Below are 23,203 nucleotides of genomic sequence, written 5' to 3' on the forward strand. Positions count from 1 at the left end.
TTTTCCAGTTTTCTTCATTTTTTCATTGAAATGCCCGGATACCGTACGGTATCCGGGTACCTTTTTTCAGAAACAAGGCGCCAGCCGTTGTCCTTCCTACCGGCAGCGCTATTGGTATACCACCGGTACATTGCAGGAAAGACAGTAACAGGTTACTCTTTATCTGCCAATACCATCCAGCCGTTTTCCTCGAGGATACTTCGCAGTGCCTTCGCAGAATCAAGAATGACCCGTCTTTCATAATTGGAGCAGCCGGACAGCAGCCGCGACAGTTCTGCATCACCGGGATAACTGCTACCCGTAAGGCTTTCCGACAGCAGCTGGTCCACAGATATCTCAAGCGCATTGGCAATCCGGACTATAAGGCCGAGGCTTGCTTTCTTCCGGGCATTTTCTATATGGCTTATATACTGCGGGGATGAATCTGTCATCTCTGCCAGCCTTGCCTGTGAGACCCCGGCCCGTATCCGTTCCTCCCGGATACGCCGTCCCAGATGCTTGTAGTTAAGTTTCATAATCTCACCTTCTATCGTGTATATTTACCGATTATTATATACACTATCGTGTAAGTTGTCTACTATCGGCTGTTCTAAATACAGCCTTTTCAAGATAGTATTGACCATAGAAGAGATTTTGAAAGGAGAACCCTATGGATGACTGCCTGAAAGGGATCGGGGAAAGGATCAGGGAAGCGAGGAAAGAACGCAGCCTGACCCAGTCCGCGCTGGCGGAAAAACTGGACATTTCCGTCTCCCATATGAGTGACATAGAGACAGGCCGTACAAACTTCGGCATAGATATCTTTATGCGGATAACAGAGATCCTCCAGGTATCGGCCGATTCGCTTTTGCGCACCAATGTACCGGAAGTGGATGCCGTCTATTCAGCCGAGCTCAAAGGGCTTATGGAGGGCTGTTCCTCATCCGAGAAGGAAGCGATGTTAAAGACTCTCCGCAGCATGAAAACGGTTTTCCTGAACAACCGCAAATAATTTTATAAAATTTTTGCCGAAACTATAACCACAGGTATAGATATAGCCCTGTGGTTATTTCTATTTTTCCGGACTTTTTTTTATAATTGCGGTGATGACATACGTGGAGGGAGGATATGAAGGAGACCCCGTTGTCCAAACAACAGAAAAAAGCAAGGATCAGGGAACGTTACAAGGGCGTCGACCCTGATATACTGGAAGTCATTCCTGCAAGGAAAAAGGCCGATTTCTATGACGATACCGCCCGGAGGGTAGCCGTATACGTTCGTGTGTCCACAGACGACCCGCGCCAGACCTCTTCATATGAGCTGCAGAAGAATTACTATGAAGATATGGTACGTCGCCACGAAAACTGGACACTTACCGAGATCTACGCGGACGAGGGAATCTCCGGGACCTCGCTTCGTCACAGGGATGCGTTCAACCGCATGATACAGGACTGCAAGGCGGGAAAGATCGACATGATCATCACCAAGAGTGTATCCCGGTTTGCAAGGAACATCGTTGACTGTATCAGCATCACCCGTGAACTTGGGGCTTTAAAGCCTGCTGTAGGGGTGTTCTTTGAGACGGAACACCTTTTCACGCTGAAAGATGACGCGGAAATGGGGCTTTCGTTCCAGGCTACCTTTGCGCAGGAGGAAAGCCACGTAAAGAGCAATATCATGAATGCTTCCATAGAGATGCGCTTTTCCCACGGTATTGTTCTCACACCAGTCCTTCTGGGGTATGACCATGACGAAAACGGCGAACTTGTCGTCAATGAGGAAGAAGCTAAGACGGTACGGCTGATTTTCTTCATGTATCTGTACGGATACACCTGCCAGCAGATCGCTGATACCCTGACGGCACTGGAATGCGAGACCAAGAAAGGAAATACCACATGGACACCCGCCTCAATCCTGCAGCAGCTCAGGAACGAGCGCCACTGCGGTGATGTCCTGACCCGCAAGACTTACACGCCCAGCTACCTGAACCACAAGACAAAGAAGAATACCGGTGACCGGACACAGTACCGCTGGAGAAACCACCACGAGGCCATCATCTCCATGGATGATTTCATTGCGGTACAGCACCTGATCGAAAACGCAAAGTACGGGAACAAGGGAATACTGCCGGAACTGCAGGTGATACATGACGGGGCCCTGAAAGGGTTTGTATCCGTCAATCCCCGTTGGGCCGGTTTCCGTGACACCGATTATGTGGCTGCGTCCGGAAGCGTATACGGTGACGGGGAATGCAGCCTTCCGGAATTAAGGCCTGTAGAGGCCAACTCAGGGGATTTTGACCTGCGGGGGTTTGAGATTGCAAGATCGCAGTTCTTCGACAGCATTGAAAAGACAAGCGTCACGTTCTCCATGAAATCCGTCAAGTTCAGCAAGACCTGTATCAGGAAGCTTGAGAACACGCAGTATGTCGAAATGCTGGTGCATCCCGCCGAGCACCTTGTTGCTATCAGGGGAACAACAAAAGAGAACCGCAACGCAATACACTGGGCAAGATCCGGCAAAAAAGGGGAGTGCGAACCAAGGATCATTACGGGAAGCGCCTTTCTCCGCACGATCTATACACTGTTCGGATGGGAAACGGAATACCGTTACCGCGTACAGGGTGTGCGCAGGCACAGGAACACGGAAAGCGTGATCCTGTTCGACATGAGGGAAACGGAAGTCTTTCTGCCCCGTGAAATACTGACAGATGTTTCCGGTGACAGAAACAACAATCTTCCAGACAACAGCGTAAAGCCTGTTGCTCCAAGTACCCGCAGTTCCATCACGGCGTATCCTTCCGCATGGGCCCACGGTTTCGGAAGCAGTTATTACAGTCATTCACAGGCACGGGAACTGTCCACCATTGATATTGAAGGGGCATGGCAGATAACGGAAAAAGCGCAGCCTTTTGCAGGTCAGGGACTGAACGTTACGCCTCCGGACAAGCTGATCCAGGGGATACGGAGCATCATCGAGGAGAAGAAGCTGGGGAGGAAGACGGATGGAGCATGCTGAGAAGAAAACAGGGAGCAGAAAACTGCCTGCCAGCGAAATGCCGGACGAAGCCGTAAAAGACAGGAAGGACTATGCGGAGAATGAAATCGTACAGGATGATTCCTTCAGCTATAACGGCTATCAGGTGGTACGGGGGGAATTCTTCGCGCATCTGTATGAGCCGTCCATCTGTTTCAACCAGAGCAAGATATACGTCAATACAGGCTGCCTGAAACGGATGCAGGATGTGGACTATGTCCAGATACTGGTGAACGCGGAGGAAAAAAAGCTGGTCATCAGGCCTGCAGATGAGGACGAAAAGGACGCCTTTTTATGGTGCAGCATAAAGAACAACGGCAGAAAGCCGAAACAGATTACCTGCAGGGTCTTCTTTGCCAAAATAGCAAACCTCATGTCCTGGAATACCGATTACAGGTACAAACTGCTGGGGAAAATAATCCGGAGCGGGGAGGAGAAACTGATCGTCTTTGACCTTACCGCTACCGAAATCTACCTGAGAACGCCCAAAAACGGGGAAAAGCCCAGGACATCCCGGAAACCGGTATTTCCTGCCGAATGGGAAAACCAGTTCGGCCTTCCTGTGGAGGAACACAGAAAACAGCTTCAGGTCAATATATTCAACGGTTACACGGTATTCGGAATCCGGGAAAACAAAAAACCGGCAGATATAACCTCCGAAACCGGCAGCATAAGGGGATCAAACAATGACTAAGGCATCTGTATTTAAACCTTCAATACTGATCGACATGCGCAAGAACAGGATCCGTATCCATCAAAAGACCCTCAGGGCCCTGGGGGACCCTGACTTCGTTGTTCTTATCATCAACCCGGGAGAATACAGCATAGGGATAAAATGCAGTGTGTTGGACGACAAGCTGGCCCACCGTATCCATAAAGACACCCTGAAAAATGACTGCGAGCTGTACAGCAAGGCTTTTATGACAGCACTCCATGAACTTTGCCCGGAATGGAACGTCAGGGAAAAATACCGGATTGAGGGTGAGATCATCGCGGAAGAGAATATGGCTGTTTTTTCCTTGCGGGAGTACGCTTTGCTTGAACATTAAGGAGGACTGTTCATGGAACTGCAGTTGTACCGGCTGGAGACGGATCCCGTACTGAGACGGCTCGTGGCTCCGATGAATTCCGTCGAACTGCATGAGATGGAAGAAGATATAAGGCTGAACGGGGGTAACAGAGGTGTCAGGGTATGGGGAAGAATCATACTTGCGGATCATGAATATTATGAATACTGCCACAGGCAGAATATTCCGTTCTGCCTTGTCGATGTGCCCTTGACAAACCGTACGGAAGCCATCGCATGGGTTTGCAGGAACCAGCTGTCCCGGAAATCCCTGGTTGGGGAAATGAGGAAATACCTGATCGGAAAACAAAGCATCGCGGAACGGTCGGCCGCATCATATCTTTTGAAGTCCCCAGTACACCGGGAAGGCGGCCTGACATTGGGAAGTATTGAAAAAACTTACCGTGAAAACACCCTGACACGTTTAAGAGCGAGAATCGGCACCCAGTATGCCATAAATCATATTACTGTCAGAAAATACGAGGCGTACGCAAGATCAATAGACAGGATTTACCAGTCGTCACAGGATTTTGTCAATGCCCATCTTTCAGGGAGACTGAAACTGTCATTTGAAAAAGTGGAAAGTCTGGCATCCCTTGACCCGGACATAATTGCCTGCAAATGCCAGAGATGGCTGACAGGTACGCATGAGAAAGGCACCCTGAACCACGAAGATGATAATATGACAGTTCCCGTTGTCTCCATCAAAACAATGCCCGCATATGATCCTGACGGGGAGATAACAAGCCTCTCCCTTACGATTCCTTCCTGGATAAGCAGCATCATGCGGGTAAGGAATGTCACAAGGATGGAGGAAACCTCGGAAAGCGCCCGGTTCCGGCTGCACAGAGCGCTTCTCAGGCTCAAATCCACAACGGACAAGATGATTTTTGTATTAAGAAAGGAAACCGATGGCAGACTATAGAGAATTCGTTCCTGATGTGCATTTTGAACTGATCCCGATCAAAAGGCTTGTTTCCAATCAGGACTATCAGAGGAATCTGTCCCTGCAGCACATCAAGAAGACCGCGGAAAACTTTGACCTTTACCAGATCAACCCTGTCAAGGTCAGCCGCCGCAACGGAGTAAACTACGTGTTCAACGGCCAGCACACGATAGAAATCGTCGCAATGGTCTCCGGTTCCCGCGATACCCCGGTATGGTGCATGGTTTACGACGATATGGATTACAGGATTGAGGCGGATGTATTTGCGAACCAGCAGAAATATGTCAAGACCCTTGCACCGTACGAAATCTTTATGGCCAACATTGAAGCCGAGAATGATTTTCAGGTGGCGATCAAAACCCTCGTGGAATCCTATGACCTTACCATATCAAAAGTAAGGGCTCCCGGCATGATCTGCGCGGTTTCTTCACTGGAACTCATTTATGAAAAATACGGCTTCCACGTGCTTGACAGAACAATACGCCTCTGCGTAGGGACATGGGAAGGCGAGGCCGGTTCCCTGTCTTCCGGGATACTGAAAGGGATCGCGATACTGGTGGCAGTTTTCGGCGATTCCCTGAGGGACGACATCTTCAAGGAAAAAGTAGGGGTTTACTCCTCCCGGGATATTACCCGTCTTGCAAAGGAACGCAAGGCCGGTTCAATGGGTTATGCGGAAGCAATGCTTATCGCATATAACCGGAAATCCAAAAAGGGCTTGAGCTGGGCAAAACTGTACTCCGGACGTAAGAAGCAGACAGACGAAGCAGGATTTGAAGAATATGCCGAAGAAGAAGAGACAAACGATCAGGAAGCTTTGGAACAGGCTGATGACGGAGAATAAAAAGAACCCCGCTGCTACAGGGCAGCGGGGCTTTAAAATTTTAAGCGGCAATTATTTTTATACGGTAGGTTAAATAGCCGTCCGGGGCGAGTACAACCACGGTTTCGCCGGACTTTTTCCCCATGACAGCCTTGCCGACAGGGCTGACATTTGAGAGTTTTCCCGCCAGCGGATCAGCCTCTGCAGTACCAACAATAACGAAACTGCCTTTAAAACTTTCCGTGCATCCTTCGCCAACATCCTCAAGCTCAACGTTTGAACCGAGCGTTACAACGTCGCCGTTTCCCTCATCGTTTATGATCTTGGCGATACTGACCATGCGTTCCAGTTCCGCTATTCGACCGGCAATGCGCGCCTGTTCATCCTTGGCAGCGTCGTACTCCGCGTTTTCCGCAATATCACCCTGTGATATTGCCTCCTGCAGCCGTTCAACGTTATCATTGCGTTTGACATAGAGCGCATCCAGTTCCGCCGTTGCCTTTGCAAGGCCTTCTGCCGTTAAATATGTGTTTTCTGATGCCATAAAAAATCCTCCCTTTCAAATGTTTTGGCATTTATAATACTAAACGGGCAGATCATAGCTTTTCCGACGGTGGAGGATATTTGAGAATCTTTATAATAAACGGGTTTTTTGATATAATGATTCGTGAATAGGAGGCATATCATGTTCCGGGTTTTACGTTACTGCTACATATGCCTGACAGCCGGCCTGATCGGCATGCTGACGGGTATGGCAGGGCAGGTGTATATTTTCGAGTTCTCTGACAAAAGCACTGCACTGATGCAGGCGGCCGGCATGTTTAAGGAACTGGACGGACTCTCGTTCCTTGTGGCATTTGTTTCAGTCATCGTATTCCTGTATTTCTGCATCGTGCTGGAATACCGGCGGTGGAGCAGGAACAAAAAATGCCGGCAAAAGTACGAAGGTTAAGGAAATGAACGGAAAGATGGGCAACCGGTATGAATGATAACAAAAGAATCCGCAAGCTGATCGAGGATACAATCCACAGGCTGTATGACAACAGTCCTTTCATCCGTATCTGCGGGATAGAACTCGTGGATTTCGGATGCGGTGAAATAACCATGCGCATGAAGATATCCGGGGATATCCACGTCAATACGCACGGTGTTGCCCATGCAGGGGCATTCGTTACACTGGCGGATACTGCCTTCGGGGCTGTATGCATCACCAAAGGCAGACGGTCTGTGACAACGGGTCTCAGTTTTAACGTGATCGGAAACGTAAAACCGGGGGGAACGGCAACAGCGGTTGTCAAAGCGGGGCATCTTGGACGTACTGTAGGCTCTGCAACGGTAGATATAACTGACGACAAGGGGAGGCTGCTTTGTCAAGGGATCGGCAATCTCCATATGACAGAGATTCTGGAGGATATACCGGCCGAATGGGATTAAGGGCAAGAACTGATTATGAGGCCGGATATAACGGCAGACAACACATAAAGACCAAACCGATAAAAGAACAGGAGCGAAAACAATGGAGTTCAAGGAAGTAGTGAAGAACCGTTATTCCTGCAAAAAGTTCAGTGACAGGCAGGTGGAGAGCGAAAAACTGAATGCCGTCCTGGAGGCAGGAAGACTGGCTCCTACTGCAAAGAACCTGCAGGAGCAGCGCATTTACGTGGTACAGGCGGAACAGATGCTTGCCAAAATTGATGCGGTTACCCCGTGCCGTTACGGTGCGCCTACGGTTCTGGTCGTCGCCTATGATACAAACAATGTCTTCACCTATCCGGGCGGCAAACGTAATTCCGGGGCGGAGGATGCAACAATAGTAGCAACGCATATGATTCTCGCAGCCGCTGATGAAGGGGTGGACAGCTGCTGGATAAACTTCTTTGATCCTGACAAGATGGCAAGAGCCCTTGAACTGCCGGAAAACGAAGAAGTTCTGATGCTGATGGACCTGGGATATGCAGCAGAAGGAACATGTGCACTTCCTAACCATACGAACAGAAAACGGCTGGAACAGACTGTAAGTTTTATGTAAGGCGGGTTAGTATGAAAAAGATTATAGCTGTATTGCTATTGTTGCTGTCGCTTGCCTCAACGGCTTTCCCGGCAGAAAAACTTTCGCCGGAAGCAGAGGCGTATTTAAACGAACTGGGCGTTGCGTTCTCTGAATGCAAACTGAAACCTCCAAGATGGATGTTTGTAACCTCTTTAGATGAAAAAGTCAATACAGTTGTTTTTTATGACAGACAGTCTGTTGCTTCCCCATATTATGATGAAAAAGACGTCTGGGTAGGTATTTTTTATCGTGGCAAAAACCCGTGCGAATACCCGGTTTGTAAAGAAAAGAACATTCAGTCTACAAAGCATTATCACTTAAGCCGCTGGAGACTGAATGCCCGGTTGATGCAGTATAAAATATTATCAGTAACCGCAAGAGATGAAAACTACAACCTGGTTGATTCCTTCGATATTCCAAGTTATCTGCAAGAAGCAAAAACGATTGAGCCTGATACAGTTGGAGAGCAGGTTTTAAATGAAATAAAGGACGACAGGAAGGAAACAAGGACTGAAAAGGTGAGTGGGGTTGATATACAGAAAACAACCCCGCCTTCAACTAATAAACTTGTATATCGGGTCGGAGACAAGGGCTGGAAAGTCAAGCAGGCCCAGCAGTATCTGTCAAAGCTTGGCTTTGATCCTGGTGAGACGGATGGAAGGTTTACAAAGTCAACCCGTACAGCCCTTCGCAATTTTCAGTATAAATATCATTTGAAAGAAACCGGTGATCTCGATAATGCCACTTATGAAGAATTAAAGTGGCAGGCTGAGGCAAAAGACTACAGGAAGAAGTAATTTTATCAAGTTTGGAATGAAAGCGCAAAACAGCATTGTTGGGTTGCTGAATAACGAGATACATACGTCATACTGATTTTTAATGCAGCGTAATACTGATAATTCAGAAGGAGGTCGTAAAAATGAAGAATAAAGCAAAATGGTTGGTGTTATTCTTATTGTCTGTGATTTGTTTAGTGTTTTTATGTGCATGTGGTGGAGGTAGTAAAACTGTTGGTGATGTTTCCAAAGGATTGCAACCACCGCTCACTAACCCCTTTAGAAAACATGCAGAGTTTGTATCCACCTTATCCCATGAGAGAAAGGAAAAGCTCAAAGAGTTAGTATATCTCTTGAAAGAACGTGGAACCAAACGTGATTATGATGAGATTGGAAGTTACGACTGGGGTGCAGCGGGTACACCTAACAGAACTTTTGCCATTAATGAGGAAGACTATAAACAGGTATCCTTTTGGAGAAACGACGAAGGGGGAAGAAATGTAACTCCATTAGGGAACTTCAAATTTTACAAAATAGTTCCAGGTTCAGGTTACAGCCTGCCAAAAAATCCCGATGATGTTAAAGTCGAAGAAATTAAGCCAAAAGCATTTGAACAATTTCCGTTTGAGATGGAAAAAGGGAAAAAAAAGCCAAATGTTCTTAATTATGCTTCTCAAGGTGACTACAGTGCTTTCTATGTCTTTGCAGATAAATTCTATCTCGCTGCTCCGTTTATTGGAAAAGCAGACAAAAACAACGAAGTCCCTATTACTGTTTTTGTTATGGAGCCGGTTGAATTTATTAAGCTTAGTGATAAGAACAAGGACCTGGAAAAACCTTATGCTTCATCAATATATTATAAACAGTTGACAGAAGATTTGGCCTACCTGGAATTTATGTTGAATACCTGCTTTGGTAACTATCCGGGCAACGAAAGACTTTGGGACGAATATCGTTCTTGGGCCGCTAAAGAACTTGAAAAGGAACTAACCGGGAAAAACAGTAACAACAACAGCAACACTACCAGCAAGGCCGAAGAAACGGAAAAACTCGCACAGGCTTTCGGTCCAGGCAATGGCCAACAATCCTATGTGGTGAATTCAGCGCCCCAGGTCAAAAAACAGAAGATGTTTAATCCGGTAGACACGCCGCAGTCTGTTGCCATAATGAAAGGTGTTTCCGGCACTTCTTCCTCGTCGGCGCTTAAAGAAGGAGACAAAGTTTATTCAGCATCCAATATTATAGATTCGAATGGACATACCTGTTGGGCAGATGGTGTTGAAGGGCTTGGAATTGGGGAAAGCATAACCATAAACTTTAATCAGAAATATAACATCAGCGGTTTCAGAATCTTTAACGGCCATCAAAAGAGCCAGGATCTTTATAACAAGAATTCACGGCCGACAGTTTTGAGAGTTATTGGTTCTGACGGCTCCAATGTGGTTTATAATATTGAGGATTCGATTTATGAACAGGATATCTATTTTGATAAAATGATCAGTGTCGACAATATTAAACTCGTAATAGAAAAAGTCGCGCGCGGAAGCAAGTATGAAGATACCTGCATATCGGAGTTAATATTCTTCTGACTTTTGACTAAGACAATTCGCGTTTATCTCATTAAAGCCCTGTCATAAAGACCGGGCTTTATTCTTTTTACTTGCTGCAATATTTTAATATGAAATCTCAAACCCCGCATAAACATTGGTATACAGCGTTTCTGGAAGTACATATTTATGGACGCTTTTTGGTTTATAATATAGATAGTGGAACACCTCCCTCGCGTAGATGAGTATTGACGGTCCTGTTAAGAAAGATAAGGAGGACATGATGAAAGTTTCAAAAACAAATGGCGTAGACAGTGCTGGACAAACCGGATGAAATCTATGACGAGGAAGATTTTCATACGGCTATTCTGACTGCATTAAAAACCGATTATGAGTGTGAACACCTCTTGAGAGTGATCGATAAGTACACATACAGACTCCAGACATTGTTTTGATCAGCATGATAATTATCAATGAAGTGTGTCAGAGGGCGGAACGGAAAGGCGATTGCCTGAAAGATATAGATTATTGTATTAAGAAAGTTTTATCGTGATGGGAAACAATCTGTTTCCTGCAAGTTGAACGTATATTAGGAAGAGACATGAACGCGTTAAGAATTGAGTTCGATCCAAACACCAGTGTATTTCCGGAACCTTTAACTGATGAATTTGAAGGCAGTATAGACGCTATCAGTTGTTTGCATTATGCTGCAATATATGAAAAATGGGCAGAAAGAGCAAAAAGTTCAGGACGCAATGATCTGGCAACGGAATATGAAGCAGCAACTGCTTACTGGAAATCATACTATGAGAGTTGGGAGCCAAGATGATATAATAAAACAAATAATATCTGTAGAAAGTGAATTATCCAGCCATGACTACTTAGCGCTTTATACGATATTATTAAAAAGTCTCACAAAAATGAATAAAACAGCTAAGGAGGATTAAAAAGGTTGCCATGAAAAAAATACTGTTGAACGATTTGTTAAGATTTAACGAAGAAGAACTGTGGAATATCCGGGTAAAGATGAATGTTCACGATGGAACAACAAATCCGCTGGATGATTATAAAACTAATCCGGATTACATAAATACCGGATGGTTTTTATTTCATAAGAAACGCAGATACTTTAGAATAGGACAAATTGCTATTTGCCTGTTAAAAATAGATTATGACAGGTGGTTGTTAACGACAATTAAGCGAATTACGAAATATTTGGATGTTGAAAACGGTGTGGGATATGAAGCAGAAGAACTTGAAGAATACACACAATTATACGGGCGTGTTGTAATTAAGTATCATAATACCGCTATGCGCATGGTGAGAAAATTTGAATACGTAATGAATGATTATGAAGTCATTGAAATCCTTCCGGTAGCCTATGACGGTGATGATTTTCCTGGCTATGATAATGTCAGACTTTCATATTATCAGTTGGAAACAATTATCAAACGTCAACGCTCAACCTGGATTGCGGCGTTACAAAATCAGAAAGCGGTTTATCTTATTACCGATAAAGCTACGGGTAAACTGTATGTGGGTTCTGCTACAGCCCAGGACAAAATGTTGCTGCAAAGATGGTCCGACTACGTTGCAAATGGTCATGGTGGGAATACGGAATTAAAATCGATTGTAAAAGAAAAAGGTTTTGATTATGTAAAGAAGAATTTTCAATATTCTATTCTTGAAAATTATAATGCCAGAATGGACGACGACTATATCAAAAAGAGAGAAAGATGGTGGAAATATACACTGTGTACGAAACAATGGGGATATAACGATAACTACTAAATACCGGATACCCAAAAACCTTTGAAGACAAACAAAAAATGGAACAGATGGCAATGGATAATGAGGTCCTATAAAAACAATTCCACAGATACCTTATGCTGGGTAGATAACCCTGACAACGACGGTGGTTAAAACTGAAGTTTTGTGCAAAGAGCGTGCCGAAACGCAGTCGATGCTCGGCAGGTGCTCATTGCTGTGTACCATCGCGGAGGATGAAGATGAACAATGAAGGCAGTTACCCTCGTGAAATACAGGCTCTTATTCACGAAATGAAGGCTTATGTGATTGCAGAAGAGGACAAATGGTATGAGAGTCTTGGCGGAACTTATTGGGTCGTAAAAGGTGCTTCAGAAAACTTTATGTATAAAGGCTCGTTTTATGTCATTTATCCTGAAGATGTGGGTTGCAAAACACACGCATTTTTTGAACATATGATGATTCACAAATTCGAGGATAAACTTAAATCACTTGGCGCAACCCGTGTAACTTGTACGGGAATGATAGATTGAGAAGCCATAGAAATTGTTATGAACATGACAGATGTGTCAAGAACTGCTTATGAAAAATTTATTCGGTTATTCCCGTGTACTCGCTGTTGGCGACATCCACGGTATGCATGAAAAGTTAATAATGCTGATGGACAAAATCCGGTTCGCCCCGGAGGAAGACCTCCTGGTTTTCCTTGGGGACTATATCGACCGCGGCCCGGATTCTGTCAAATGCCTGCAGTACGTGCATGACCTGCAGCTGCAGTCCCCGGACTCCGTGGTCTGCCTTATGGGAAACCACGAGGTGATGATGTCGTCCTATCTCATGGAAAAGCGCGTCAGCTACAACACCCTGATCGGCGATTATTCCGAGTCCTGGCTGGAGAACGGCGGATTCCGTACACTTCAGCAGCTGAACGAACTGGACATGGATAAAAAAGAAGGGCTGCTTTCATGGGTCACAGACCTTCCGGTAAAATTCCGGTATCAGGAGTTTTTCTTCTGCCATGCAGGAATAGATCCCGATGTTCCGTTGCCTGCCCAGTCAGAGTTTGACATGCTTTGGCGCCGCCGGCAGTGGTGGGAACAGTACAGCGGCGAGGAGATTATCGTAGTGGGGCATACGCCGGTACAGAAGGTGAGGAAAAAGACAAGGAGCGCAAAACCCCTGTTTTTACCAAACCGGGTCATGATGTGCGATACGGGCGCATACATGGCCGGCGGACGGCTGAGCTGCGTGGATGTATTAAGCAGGAAGGTATGGCAGGCCTGACCCAGTTTATGGGAATAACGTTTATTAGGGAGGCAGCGATATGGGCATAGGGCTGAGCAAATCAAAATACTGCAGGGGAGTGCAGTGCCCCAAAATGCTTTGGATGGACAGGCACAAACCGGAAGAGGCGGAGGATGTCCTGTCCGAATCACTTATGGTAAACGGCAACAGGGTTGGGGATGTTGCCAGGGGATACTTCGGAAAATATAATCTCGTGGAATATGATTCCGACAAAACCGTCATGGCGGAAAAGACCGTAAAGTTCATGAAAGCAGGATCCGGGAATATTGCAGAGGCCAGTTTCCTGACCGACGGGCTTTACTGTGCCGTGGACATCCTGCACAAAAACGGAAAAGGCTACGACATCATTGAAGTAAAAAGTTCCACCGAGGTCAAGGATGTTTATATCGATGACATGGCTTTCCAGTATTATGTCCTGAAACAGTGCGGGATTGACGTGAGGAAAGTATTCCTCATGCATCTTAACAGCGACTATGTAAGGCATGGCGAGCTTGATCTGAAGGAACTGTTTGTCCTGGAAGAATTTACCACTGCCGTAAAGGGCAAATACAGCGAGGTCAAATCCAATATCCGGGCAATCCGCGATTATGTGGATACGGACGATGAGCCGGAACGTGATATAGATACTTACTGTGAAGCGCCCTATGCCTGCGCGTATCACGGATACTGCGCCAGACACATCCCGGAGCAGTCTGTGTTTAATGTACGCAGGCTGAAAACCGAGAAAAAGTATGAATACTATCATCAAGGGATTGTCACGTTTGAGGATATCGTCAAGCAGCAGCCGAAACTGAGCGACAAGCAGTGGAAACAGGTAGAAACCGCTTACTACGGCAGGGCGGATGAGGTTGACACCGCCGCCATAAAAGAGTTCCTGAGTGAACTGACATACCCCCTGTACCATCTTGATTTCGAGACCTTTCAGCAGGCGATACCGGAATATGACGGGCTCAGCCCGTACTCGCAGATCCCGTTCCAGTATTCCCTGCACATCGAGCATGCGGACGGGACGCTGGAACACAGGGAATTCCTGGCAAAAGAGGGGACAGACCCGAGAAGAGCCGTTGCCGAGAGCCTGTGCAAAGACATTCCCGGACATGTCTGCGTCCTTGCCTACAACAGGTCGTTCGAGCAAAGGGTGATCCAGAGCCTTGCCGATTGTTTCCCGGACCTGTCAAAACGGTTGCTGGGGATTAGGAACAACATACACGACCTGATGGTTCCTTTTCAAAAACAGTATTATTACAGCAGGGCAATGCAGGGATCCTATTCAATCAAATACGTTCTTCCTGCGCTGTGCCCTGATGACCCTGGGCTTGATTACCAAGCCCTTGAGGGTGTCCACAACGGCAGCGAGGCTTCCGAAACTTTTGCGGACATGCCAAACCATACACCGGAGGAAATCAGGGTTATGAGAAACAACCTCCTGAGATACTGCCGCCTTGATACCCTGGCAATGGTGAAGGTACTGGAAAAACTGAGGGAGTCTGTCAAAGGTTGATCCTAAGGTTCTGTAAGAAAGACATATGTAATTCAAGGAGGTGTGCTGCCCATGGTCTCAGACATCATAAAAAGAGATTTTGACTGTTTTGATAAAGGTAAATTCTCGTGGCGGGCATGGTCAGCCCCGGTTCTGTTCTCACCGGCCGAAATACGGAAACGGCTGGATGTACTAAGGCTGGAAGGACGGAAGATTACAGATCTCAAGCTGGTCGGTTTGAATTACTGTCTGTCGTATTATCATCTTGAATCACTGCTTTTGAAAGAACCTGACGAAAGTGGAAACAACGTTCAGTCAGTAGACCTTGAAACCCCCATAGGCATATGTGCAGAGATTGATGAACCCATGCTGATCCGCTTTGAAGACGGGGATGTACTGGAAATAATGGAAGAAACTGACGGAGAGCACCGGATCAGTATGAACCGTATCCCCTGGGACATCAAAGCAGGGACAAACTTGCCCAACATAGATGCTTCGATATTCTTCAAGGACTGTATAGGGCGAACCATAAAAACAGTAGAATTGCATACATCAGACCTCAGCGAAAGGGAAGACTATTTTCAGCCATGGAATCCGGAGGCAAAACAGAGCAGCTTTGTGAAATATATTGTTTTGCGGCTCGATGACGGCTATGGACTAAGGTTCTCAGGATGGCTGGACTTTTGCATTGTTGATTACATAGATTGCAGCAACAACTATGTGAAGAAGACATTTAAAGAAGTTGCACCTGCGTTCTACGATCTTGATGAACTGATCGAGGATCTGCTAAGCAACGAATGAATACAGACAGAAATATGCGTACAGGAATGCGCAGTACCTTATGGTGTTACGGTTACGGGCTGCAAACAGATATGCGGGTAAAACATAAGCCTGAAGAAAAGATCAAATAACACGTAGAAAACCCGGTGAGTTAATGGAGGATTGCAATGAACCTGGCTGACCTGAAAAAAGAAAAGGATGCAGTAAACAACGAAATAGCTGATTTTCGTGAAAAATCCCGGACCGGCAAGGTACCAGCCGACATTAAGGCCTGGATTGCCGAGGAGAAACGGCTGCTTGCCAAAAGAGACGCAATTAATAAACGAATTTACGATTACTGTTGCAAGAAAAATTGATAAACCTTGAGTACGAAGAAAAAAGCACTTCCAACGTAGATTGGTAGTGCTTCTTGTTTTGTTTTCAGTATAAGAAACTCGTAGAATGTCTGGTCAAAGAAAAGCCTTTGTACGATTGATCCTGGAATATGATTACAAGTATCAATTCATCACCTTTGACATCAGATTCGAACTCGATATTACGTTCTGCCAGTTTATTTGCGGGAAGTAATATACTAGTTCTTATGAGAAGAGGAGATGATTGTCATAAAGCGTTTTGTTGCAATGCATATATTTTGCCGGATTGTGAAATTTTATTAGTATTAAGTGGAGAAAAATCAAGAAAATGAACAAGAAATAAGAAAAATCAAATAAAAAATAAAAAAACAAAAAATAGTTATTGACAAACAAAAACCAATTTGATAAAATAGCCATGCTTGATCATTGAAAAACAACGTGAGTGTCTGACAAGAAAGGATACGAACCAAAAAAAGACTTCGGATATAAAGCATCGACAGGTGTTAACACAGGTACCCAATCCTGCTTCTGGCGGGATACGTGTGCCTGTACGGCCCTGGGATGTTTTGGATCCGAAGTCTTTTTCGTTTCAGGGCCGTCCTGAACCTTGAGAACCGGATATTGCCGGTCTCTCCCTTGGGCCTGAATAAGGCGCAGGGGACGTAAAACCTTCCGGCGGGAGTGTCAATCTATGATAGCGAGCGCGCTGAAACTGACGAGACGGTGCGCGAGGACCTTACAGCATGCACCGCAGGGAGAGACCGGGGCAAACATTTGAAAAAGCATATATTTCATGCCATTAAAGATGTAGAAATGCGCAAAACTTTTGCTAAATGCAAAATAAAACGAATAAAAAATATAAATTTCGAAATAAGCTATTGACAAAACTTTGCGGCTGCTGTATACTGACTATGCCGGCACCGGGGTTCGGCTGCCGGCAGGGATAACTGAATAGACGAGGAACCATTCATACAAGTTGCAACAAGTAAGACAACCCGGCCATTTCATTGAAACATCAACCGCAAAACAAAGACTTCGGACGTAATGATATTGTTTGTTGAGGGTCGCGGCAGCGATCATGGAGGAAGGCAGGACATCAGCCGGACTGCAGGACTCCCTAACGTTAAGAGAAAGACTGAATCAACCAGACACTGACTGCGATATCATTACGCCTGAGGTCTTTTTTCTTCCAAATCAGGAAACGCAATCTGAACCTTGACAACCGAATACCGGGTGTCTTGTGTGGGGAACATGTCACGGAAGCGAGCGCCGACGCCAAGGTGCGACGACCTTCATATGGCAGAGAGCATGGTGAAACTGACGAGACGGTGTGCGAAGACCTGCCAGCATGAAACCGCATAAGAGACCGGACCAAAGAAAGATTCATTTATAACTGACGACAGCTGAAGGATAACTGTCTGTTACCGTGTATGGCAAAGGAGGTGCACCATGGCGGTAATTTATCTGAACCGTCGCAGAAAGCTGACGGAAGAACAGAAACGGGTGGCGACATCGTTATTGCACAACGAAGTCAATGAAGTGATGGCTGACCTGGAAATTATTGAGGATTCACTGGACAGAACATTCCTGTTTGGGGAACTGAACTTGAGGGAGCTGGCGGAAGGCTATATTGAAGAACGGCTTAAAACGAACCCTGACGGGAGTTATGATGAGGAACTCCTGAAGCGTGTATACAACCATTACTTCGGTGAGCAGAAAGGGGAGTGACAGTTTGCTCAGGTTTGGGATCCTGCATTGCTACGTGCTGGCCATTTTAATTTTCCTGTTGCGCCGGTGCCCGGAACTTGTAACCGGTTTCGGGTTCGGCTTCATGTACATGGTCATCCTGGGTATTTTCTACCATATGATGGACAGGCAGTAATGCTGCCGGAGCGAAAGGAAAGGGAAAAGAAAGGAGTGATAGCATGACGGAACACAAATGCAGTTTCTGCGGTGCCAGGGAGGACGAGGAGAATGTCCTGGTAGGCGACTCCGAGAAGAAGGTTTTCATCTGCCAGTCCTGCTGGAAAACAGTGGGGATGATGCTGGACGAGCCGGAAGCGGAACGCGCGGATGCGGAATTTCATGAACCAAAGAACGAGGTTGACTGGTCGGCCATAAGCCCGGAAATAATCAAGGAATATTTGGACAGGCACATCATCGGTCAGGACCGGGCGAAAAAGATCCTGTCCGTAGCCGTTTACAATCACTACAAGATGCTGGATCATACAAAAAAGCACGCGGATGAAAAAAACGGCGTCAAACTGGAAAAGAGCAATATCCTGATGCTGGGTCCTACGGGCGTTGGCAAGACAGCGCTTATCAAGGCACTGGCAGACGTGCTGAAAGTGCCCTTTGCCATCAGCGATGCCACGACGATGACGGAAAACGGGTATGTGGGAGCGGATCCTGAAAGCTGTATCCAGCGCCTTCTGCAGGCTGCCGGCGGGGATGTCATGAAAGCCGAGACAGGCATCGTATATATCGACGAGATAGACAAACTTGCATGCAAAGGGGAAAACATGTCCATCACGAGGGACGTCAGCGGGGAAGGGGTACAGCAGGCACTCCTGAAAATAATAGAAGGGACGCAGGTAGATGTCGTGGAATCAGGGGGGCGCCGTCATCCGATGGCACAAACCACATCCGTGGATACCAGCCGCATCCTTTTCATCGTAGGAGGTGCGTTTGTGGGCATAGACAGCCTGATCCGCAGCAGGACCGAAAAATCCTCCGGTAACACGCTGGGTTTCTGCGTGGAAAAGAAGCCGGCGGAGCAGGAAGCATCGCATTCCTTTAATGATCTGATAGACCGGGTAACACCGGAAGATATCCGCAAGTACGGTGTCATCCCCGAGCTTTTGGGAAGGCTGCCAGTCATCGCCCCGCTGCACGAGCTGAAAGCTGATGACTTGTGCAGGATCCTGACTGAGCCACAGAATGCGCTGGTCAAGCAGTACAAGGAGATCTTCCGGTATGACAATGTGGAACTGCGGTTCAGCGAAGGCGCCCTACAGGCTGTTGCAGACAGGGCTATACGCAACGGGACAGGGGCCAGGGGACTGCGCGCCATTTTGGAATCGGTGCTCCTGGAACGTATGTACACAATCAGGAGAAACGCAAAAGGCGGGGTGCTGGTCATCACCAAGCGCGACATTGACAAAGCGTTTGCCAACGGCATACAGGCAGCATAAGCAACACCCGTGCTGAAAAGCATGCCAACAAAACAGGAAGCGGGAAATATTTTCCTGCTTCCTACCCAAGGGTCAACGGAAGGAGAATACAAGATGTTTTGTAGCGAAGAAAACCGCAACAGCCGCCGCGACAAGAAACGCCATGCCGCCCGGTATAAACCGGTACGGCACAGCGGCGTGAAGGGATTCAGCAGATATGAATGGTTCAGGCGCGAAAAGAGACAGGAGGGCTGACCTCATGACAAAACGGACAAAAATTGTGTTGGCCATGCTGCTGTTGTTAGTCATTTTAAACACGCTGACAGCCTGCGGTGGCGGATTTACGGGCAATCCCGCTATTTTCCACTAGGCTTGCAATGCTTACATAAAGGCAGGTGATGCAGATATGCGAGGCAACTGGCGGAAAGAGCCTGTCCTGGGCTTTGAATTCAGCACCATGGAAGGCGGTCTTAAAGAACGCGGAAGTAACGGCCAAAAAAGCCGGTGGATACATTACTGCAAGACCGTCAGTTTTTCTGAAGACAATATGTCCTCCTACTGGAAAGACGCACTGTTCTGGTATAGAAAAGCAGCCCTGCAGGGCGATTCCCTGGCTTTGAAAATGCTTCAGCAGGCTACGGACTGCTCCGGCATCAGGAGAAGGGCGATGAAAGGCGACGCACAAGCCCAGTACCTGCTGGCTGTGTATTACTATCATGCGTACGGCACGTACCGGGATGTATATATGGGCAACTGCTGGATAAAGGAAGCAGCCAGAAACGGCAGCAAATCCGCACTCATATCCGTAAAAAGACACAGCCCCTATTCTGAAATCAAGCAGGCGCTGGAAGACCCGGATTACTTTGCACTGCCGGTTTATCTCCCTGAAGAGGTGCTGGGTTCCGATATGGCAAAGCGCCATGGGAAACTGAGAAGACAGCTGATCCAGGAGACGGAAATGGGAACCGTATGGGAAAAATATTCCGGGCTTGATTTTGACGCAACGTATCATGAGGCCATAGCAGGGATTGCTGAAAAACAGTATGCTCTTGCATGGCTGTACGACTGGGGGCATGGCGTCAAACAGGATATCAGGGAAGCATTCAAATGGTTTACGGAAGCGGCTTTCAACCGGTATGCCCCTGCACAGGCAGAACTGGGGATCCTGTACCAGTTCGGAATTTCGGCGAGAACGACAGATCTGGAAATGTTTGACGGGAAAGAGCGGTTGTATGGATGAACTGACGGATAATCACAGGAGGTGATGCATCATGGCAGTCATATATATGGAAGATGAATGGTATATGTCTGAAGAACAGAAGCAGGCAGCGGAAGTAATGGCTGAAGGAGAGTTTTATAGAGCGGAAATGAAAATCGAGGAACTGCAGGAGAAGCTGCACGAGAACCCGCTCTTTGAAAAGCTGGATTTAGTGGAAGCATTCAAGGGATTTTTATCCGGTTGCAGGAAAGAGGAAGACGGCAGTCTTAAAGAGGAAATTTTAAAGCAGGTATATTGCCAAAAATTCATGTCGTGACCAGTCCGTGAGCAATAAGGCCGGTAATTATAGAGACAAACAGTTTAAATCCGGGGGTGGGAAAATGAAGGAGCGGTGCAGCTTTTGCGGAACGGAAGAAAGCGACGCAGTCCTTTTGATCGGCAAGCGGAACCGGAACGCCTATATATGCGAAACATGCTGGAAAACCGTGGGCATGCTGATGGGAAAAGTTCCCAAACCGACAACGCACAGGGACAATGCTGTAAAAAACGAACCGGGCAGGAACAACAACTGGGGTTCCTTAAGCCCGGTAAAAATAAAGCAGCATCTGGACCAATACATTATAGGGCAGGATTATGCGAAGAAAGTCCTGTCCGTGGCTGTATACAACCACTACAAATCGCTGGATGCGATGAAAGAAGAGACGGATAAAAACGGAAAGACAGAAGTGGAAAAGAGCAATATCCTGATGGTGGGACCGACCGGCGTGGGAAAAACCGCAATCATCAAGGCATTGGCAAAGATGCTTCAGGTACCGTTTGCCATCAGTGACGCAACCACCATGACCTCCAGCGGGTATGTCGGTGACGACCCTGATACCTGTATCCAGCGCCTGCTCCAGGCAGCCGAAGGAGACGTAAAAAAAGCGGAAACAGGCATTGTTTATATAGATGAAATTGACAAGATCGCCAGCAAGGGCGACAGCAGGAGCCATCGTGATGTTGGCGGGGAAGGCGTCCAGCAGGCCCTTCTGAAAATCATTGAAGGAAGCGTGGTGGACGGTGTATGGGATGATAACAATAATGAATACGTAGATATAGATACCAGCCACATCCTGTTCATTGTGGGAGGCGCGTTTGCCGGGATTGACGGTATCATACGTGAAAGAATCACCGAGCCCGAAACCAGGCATCCCGCAGGATTCTGTTCAGAAGACGGGCAGAAACAAGATAAGCAGAATAACCGGGATGTTTCTTTCAACAGCGTAATTGACCGGATAGTGCAGGAAGACCTGCACGAATTCGGGATGATCCCTGAACTTCTGGGGAGGCTTCCGGTGATCGCCCCCCTGCATGAGCTGGAAAGGGAAGATTTTTGCAGGATCCTTACGGAGCCACGGAATGCACTGGTAAAACAGTATCAGGAAATATTCCGGCGCGACAACATCGATCTGGCATTCAGCAGAGACGCGCTGGAAGCGATTGCGGACAAGGCGGTGCAGAGCGGGACAGGGGCAAGGGGGCTGCGGTCGATAATGGAACAGGTACTGCTGGATAAAATGTATAACATCAGGGAAAACACAGCAGGAAGCCGGCTGCTGGTCACCAGAGCCGAGGTCCTGAACACAAGCAGTCATTCAGCAAGACAGCAGAACGTGTGCTGACAATCCGGATCATACTTTAACGAGGTAAAACTATCATGCTTGATTTCTATATCATTACGGACTGCACGGAACGGGGCCTGTACCGTAAAGCAAAGCTGGCAAAACGGATATCGCAGAAATACCCGGAAGCAAGGGTCGTCCGCTTCCAGTCCCCGGAAGATATTCCTGCGGCGCAGGCTTTCTGCAACGAGAGCGGAATCGGCGTAACGGCCCACGAATGGGAAGAACTTCAGACGGCGGGACGCTTGCGTCTGTTTGCTGAAAAAGGGGTACTGCCTCCACCCTCTGAAACAGGAAGCAGGGAAACACAGCAGAAAATTACCGAAAAGAAGGTAAGCCTCCCCCTGGACGCAGCTGCCGTGATTTATACGGACGGAAGCTATATCGAATATGAACGCGAGAAAAAGAAACGCATCAAAAATGCTTTTGGCGGCTGGGCAGCCGTCATCGTGCTGCGTGAGTTCTCGGATGCCCGTATCACGCTTTCCGGTTACAGAAAATGCAGATTCAAGGACCATGATTCGTATTTCATGGAACTTGTGGCTGTGGCAAAGGCACTGAAACGGCTGACGAAGTATGCCGTTAATGGAAAGACAATACTCTATACGGACTGCCAAAGACTGGTAAACGAATACAATACCAAACTGGCAGGATGGGAGGAGTGCGGTTGGCGAACACCTGACGGGGAACGGATCAAGTGCTGGAAACTGTGGCGCAAAATCCAGCGCAGGTCAAGGGAATTTGATCTTCAGGTCCACTGGGTCAAGGGACATGCCAAAAACATCTTAAACAACCAATGCCATTATTCCGCCCAGGCGGAAGTGATGATGCGGAAAAACCACAGGAAACAGGAAGGCGATTCTCATGAGTAAAGAGGGAAAAAAGGAAAAAGACAGCCGGCCGGATTTTCTCCGGAGGCTTAAACAGGGAAGGGAATGCGTATCCGGTACAGACGGGTCAAAGCCCGCCGTATGCGAGGTATTCCCCCTGCGGGATTACTGGCTTCTGCTTTTCTTCAGCAACGGGGAAATCAGGCTGTACGATTGCGCCTGGGTCTTAAAACTATCGTCCATGGAAAGACTGAACAAGAAAGGCTTCTTAAGAAAAGCGCAGGCCGTAAATGGCACGGTCAAGTGGAACAAAAGCATCGCATTGCAGGCAGATGAACTTTACGGGAACAGTACCCCGCTGACGGATAACGAGGGAAATCTGCTGAAACTGTTGTAACACAAAGAAAGGCTT

At 47.1% G+C, this 23,203-nt stretch carries 29 protein-coding genes; 27 read left to right on the forward strand and 2 right to left on the reverse strand.

The window, feature by feature from the left end:
- Positions 1–152: 152 nt before the first annotated feature.
- Positions 153–515 (reverse strand): helix-turn-helix domain-containing protein, encoded by a 363-nt coding sequence (locus BM159_RS02555; RefSeq protein WP_093912700.1) that lies wholly within the window; start codon positions 513–515, stop codon positions 153–155.
- Positions 516–649: 134 nt separating this feature from the next.
- Between BM159_RS02555 and BM159_RS02560 the strand changes: the two genes are divergently transcribed.
- From BM159_RS02560 to BM159_RS02585, 6 genes are all read left to right on the forward strand, one after another.
- Positions 650–991, forward strand: coding sequence for a helix-turn-helix domain-containing protein (locus BM159_RS02560; RefSeq protein WP_093912701.1), 342 nt, complete (start codon positions 650–652; stop codon positions 989–991).
- A gap of 116 nt (positions 992–1,107) precedes the next feature.
- Positions 1,108–2,997, forward strand: a complete 1,890-nt coding sequence (locus BM159_RS02565) for a recombinase family protein (protein ID WP_093912702.1) — start codon at positions 1,108–1,110, stop codon at positions 2,995–2,997.
- Positions 2,984–3,709 (forward strand): hypothetical protein, encoded by a 726-nt coding sequence (locus tag BM159_RS02570; RefSeq protein ID WP_218149482.1) that lies wholly within the window; start codon positions 2,984–2,986, stop codon positions 3,707–3,709. Before BM159_RS02565 ends, BM159_RS02570 begins: the two co-directional genes overlap by 14 nt.
- Positions 3,702–4,064, forward strand: coding sequence for a hypothetical protein (locus tag BM159_RS02575; protein ID WP_093912703.1), 363 nt, complete (start codon positions 3,702–3,704; stop codon positions 4,062–4,064). The genes BM159_RS02570 and BM159_RS02575 overlap by 8 nt, the downstream gene beginning before the upstream one ends.
- A 12-nt stretch (positions 4,065–4,076) precedes the next feature.
- Positions 4,077–5,006 (forward strand): hypothetical protein, encoded by a 930-nt coding sequence (locus BM159_RS02580; protein ID WP_093912704.1) that lies wholly within the window; start codon positions 4,077–4,079, stop codon positions 5,004–5,006.
- Positions 4,993–5,871, forward strand: a complete 879-nt coding sequence (locus BM159_RS02585) for a DUF6551 family protein (RefSeq protein WP_177205866.1) — start codon at positions 4,993–4,995, stop codon at positions 5,869–5,871. The genes BM159_RS02580 and BM159_RS02585 overlap by 14 nt, the downstream gene beginning before the upstream one ends.
- 40 nt (positions 5,872–5,911) lie before the next feature.
- On the opposite strand, the gene greA is transcribed toward BM159_RS02585, so the two are convergent.
- Positions 5,912–6,394, reverse strand: a complete 483-nt coding sequence (gene greA / locus BM159_RS02590; RefSeq protein WP_093912705.1) for a transcription elongation factor GreA — start codon at positions 6,392–6,394, stop codon at positions 5,912–5,914.
- Positions 6,395–6,535: 141 nt separating this feature from the next.
- Between greA and BM159_RS02595 the strand changes: the two genes are divergently transcribed.
- The 21 genes from BM159_RS02595 (at position 6,536) to BM159_RS02690 (ending at position 23,188) form a co-directional block, all read left to right on the forward strand.
- Positions 6,536–6,802 (forward strand): hypothetical protein, encoded by a 267-nt coding sequence (locus tag BM159_RS02595; protein WP_093912706.1) that lies wholly within the window; start codon positions 6,536–6,538, stop codon positions 6,800–6,802.
- A gap of 29 nt (positions 6,803–6,831) precedes the next feature.
- Entirely contained in the window at positions 6,832–7,284 is a 453-nt protein-coding gene (locus tag BM159_RS02600) for a PaaI family thioesterase (RefSeq protein WP_093912707.1), read from the forward strand.
- An 82-nt stretch (positions 7,285–7,366) separates the two neighbouring features.
- On the forward strand, positions 7,367–7,879 hold the full coding sequence (locus BM159_RS02605; RefSeq protein ID WP_093912708.1) for a nitroreductase family protein: 513 nt from the start codon (positions 7,367–7,369) through the stop codon (positions 7,877–7,879).
- An 11-nt stretch (positions 7,880–7,890) separates the two neighbouring features.
- Positions 7,891–8,697, forward strand: a complete 807-nt coding sequence (locus BM159_RS02610) for a peptidoglycan-binding domain-containing protein (protein WP_093912709.1) — start codon at positions 7,891–7,893, stop codon at positions 8,695–8,697.
- Positions 8,698–8,819: 122 nt separating this feature from the next.
- Entirely contained in the window at positions 8,820–10,265 is a 1,446-nt protein-coding gene (locus tag BM159_RS02615) for an NADase-type glycan-binding domain-containing protein (RefSeq protein ID WP_093912710.1), read from the forward strand.
- Positions 10,266–10,824: 559 nt separating this feature from the next.
- Positions 10,825–11,052 carry a hypothetical protein gene (locus BM159_RS11800; RefSeq protein ID WP_143089380.1) on the forward strand — a complete coding sequence of 76 codons (228 nt, stop codon included), beginning with the start codon at positions 10,825–10,827 and terminating at the stop codon, positions 11,050–11,052.
- Between the two features lie 128 nt (positions 11,053–11,180).
- Entirely contained in the window at positions 11,181–12,014 is an 834-nt protein-coding gene (locus BM159_RS02625) for a GIY-YIG nuclease family protein (RefSeq protein WP_093912712.1), read from the forward strand.
- Between the two features lie 218 nt (positions 12,015–12,232).
- Positions 12,233–12,523 (forward strand): hypothetical protein, encoded by a 291-nt coding sequence (locus BM159_RS02630; protein ID WP_093912713.1) that lies wholly within the window; start codon positions 12,233–12,235, stop codon positions 12,521–12,523.
- 49 nt (positions 12,524–12,572) lie between these two features.
- Positions 12,573–13,274, forward strand: coding sequence for a metallophosphoesterase family protein (locus BM159_RS02635; RefSeq protein WP_177205867.1), 702 nt, complete (start codon positions 12,573–12,575; stop codon positions 13,272–13,274).
- A gap of 40 nt (positions 13,275–13,314) precedes the next feature.
- The gene (locus tag BM159_RS02640; protein WP_093912715.1) at positions 13,315–14,796 is read left to right on the forward strand and encodes a DUF2779 domain-containing protein; all 1,482 of its coding nucleotides are present in this window, start codon (positions 13,315–13,317) and stop codon (positions 14,794–14,796) included.
- Between the two features lie 51 nt (positions 14,797–14,847).
- Complete coding sequence (locus BM159_RS02645; protein WP_093912716.1) at positions 14,848–15,576, forward strand: hypothetical protein; 729 nt, start codon at positions 14,848–14,850, stop codon at positions 15,574–15,576.
- 146 nt (positions 15,577–15,722) lie between these two features.
- Entirely contained in the window at positions 15,723–15,911 is a 189-nt protein-coding gene (locus BM159_RS02650) for a hypothetical protein (RefSeq protein ID WP_093912717.1), read from the forward strand.
- Between the two features lie 1,446 nt (positions 15,912–17,357).
- Positions 17,358–17,636: a hypothetical protein gene (locus BM159_RS02655; RefSeq protein WP_093912718.1), complete on the forward strand. Its 279-nt coding sequence runs from the start codon at positions 17,358–17,360 to the stop codon at positions 17,634–17,636.
- A gap of 4 nt (positions 17,637–17,640) precedes the next feature.
- The gene (locus BM159_RS11900) at positions 17,641–17,790 is read left to right on the forward strand and encodes a hypothetical protein (RefSeq protein WP_177205868.1); all 150 of its coding nucleotides are present in this window, start codon (positions 17,641–17,643) and stop codon (positions 17,788–17,790) included.
- 43 nt (positions 17,791–17,833) lie between these two features.
- Entirely contained in the window at positions 17,834–19,102 is a 1,269-nt protein-coding gene (clpX, locus tag BM159_RS02660; RefSeq protein ID WP_093912719.1) for an ATP-dependent Clp protease ATP-binding subunit ClpX, read from the forward strand.
- A 21-nt stretch (positions 19,103–19,123) separates the two neighbouring features.
- Entirely contained in the window at positions 19,124–19,336 is a 213-nt protein-coding gene (locus tag BM159_RS11905; protein ID WP_177205869.1) for a hypothetical protein, read from the forward strand.
- 151 nt (positions 19,337–19,487) lie between these two features.
- On the forward strand, positions 19,488–20,321 hold the full coding sequence (locus BM159_RS02670) for a tetratricopeptide repeat protein (protein WP_093912721.1): 834 nt from the start codon (positions 19,488–19,490) through the stop codon (positions 20,319–20,321).
- A 31-nt stretch (positions 20,322–20,352) separates the two neighbouring features.
- A complete protein-coding gene (locus tag BM159_RS02675) occupies positions 20,353–20,616 on the forward strand; it encodes a hypothetical protein (RefSeq protein ID WP_093912722.1) in 264 nt (87 codons plus the stop codon).
- A gap of 64 nt (positions 20,617–20,680) precedes the next feature.
- Positions 20,681–21,961: an ATP-dependent Clp protease ATP-binding subunit ClpX gene (gene clpX, locus BM159_RS02680; RefSeq protein ID WP_093912723.1), complete on the forward strand. Its 1,281-nt coding sequence runs from the start codon at positions 20,681–20,683 to the stop codon at positions 21,959–21,961.
- A 35-nt stretch (positions 21,962–21,996) separates the two neighbouring features.
- The gene (locus BM159_RS02685; protein WP_093912724.1) at positions 21,997–22,833 is read left to right on the forward strand and encodes an RNase H family protein; all 837 of its coding nucleotides are present in this window, start codon (positions 21,997–21,999) and stop codon (positions 22,831–22,833) included.
- The gene (locus tag BM159_RS02690; RefSeq protein WP_093912725.1) at positions 22,826–23,188 is read left to right on the forward strand and encodes a DUF2442 domain-containing protein; all 363 of its coding nucleotides are present in this window, start codon (positions 22,826–22,828) and stop codon (positions 23,186–23,188) included. Before BM159_RS02685 ends, BM159_RS02690 begins: the two co-directional genes overlap by 8 nt.
- Positions 23,189–23,203: the final 15 nt, after the last annotated feature.

Origin of the sequence: Succiniclasticum ruminis DSM 9236, assembly GCF_900112895.1 — a bacterium.
Taxonomy (GTDB): domain Bacteria; phylum Bacillota; class Negativicutes; order Acidaminococcales; family Acidaminococcaceae; genus Succiniclasticum; species Succiniclasticum ruminis.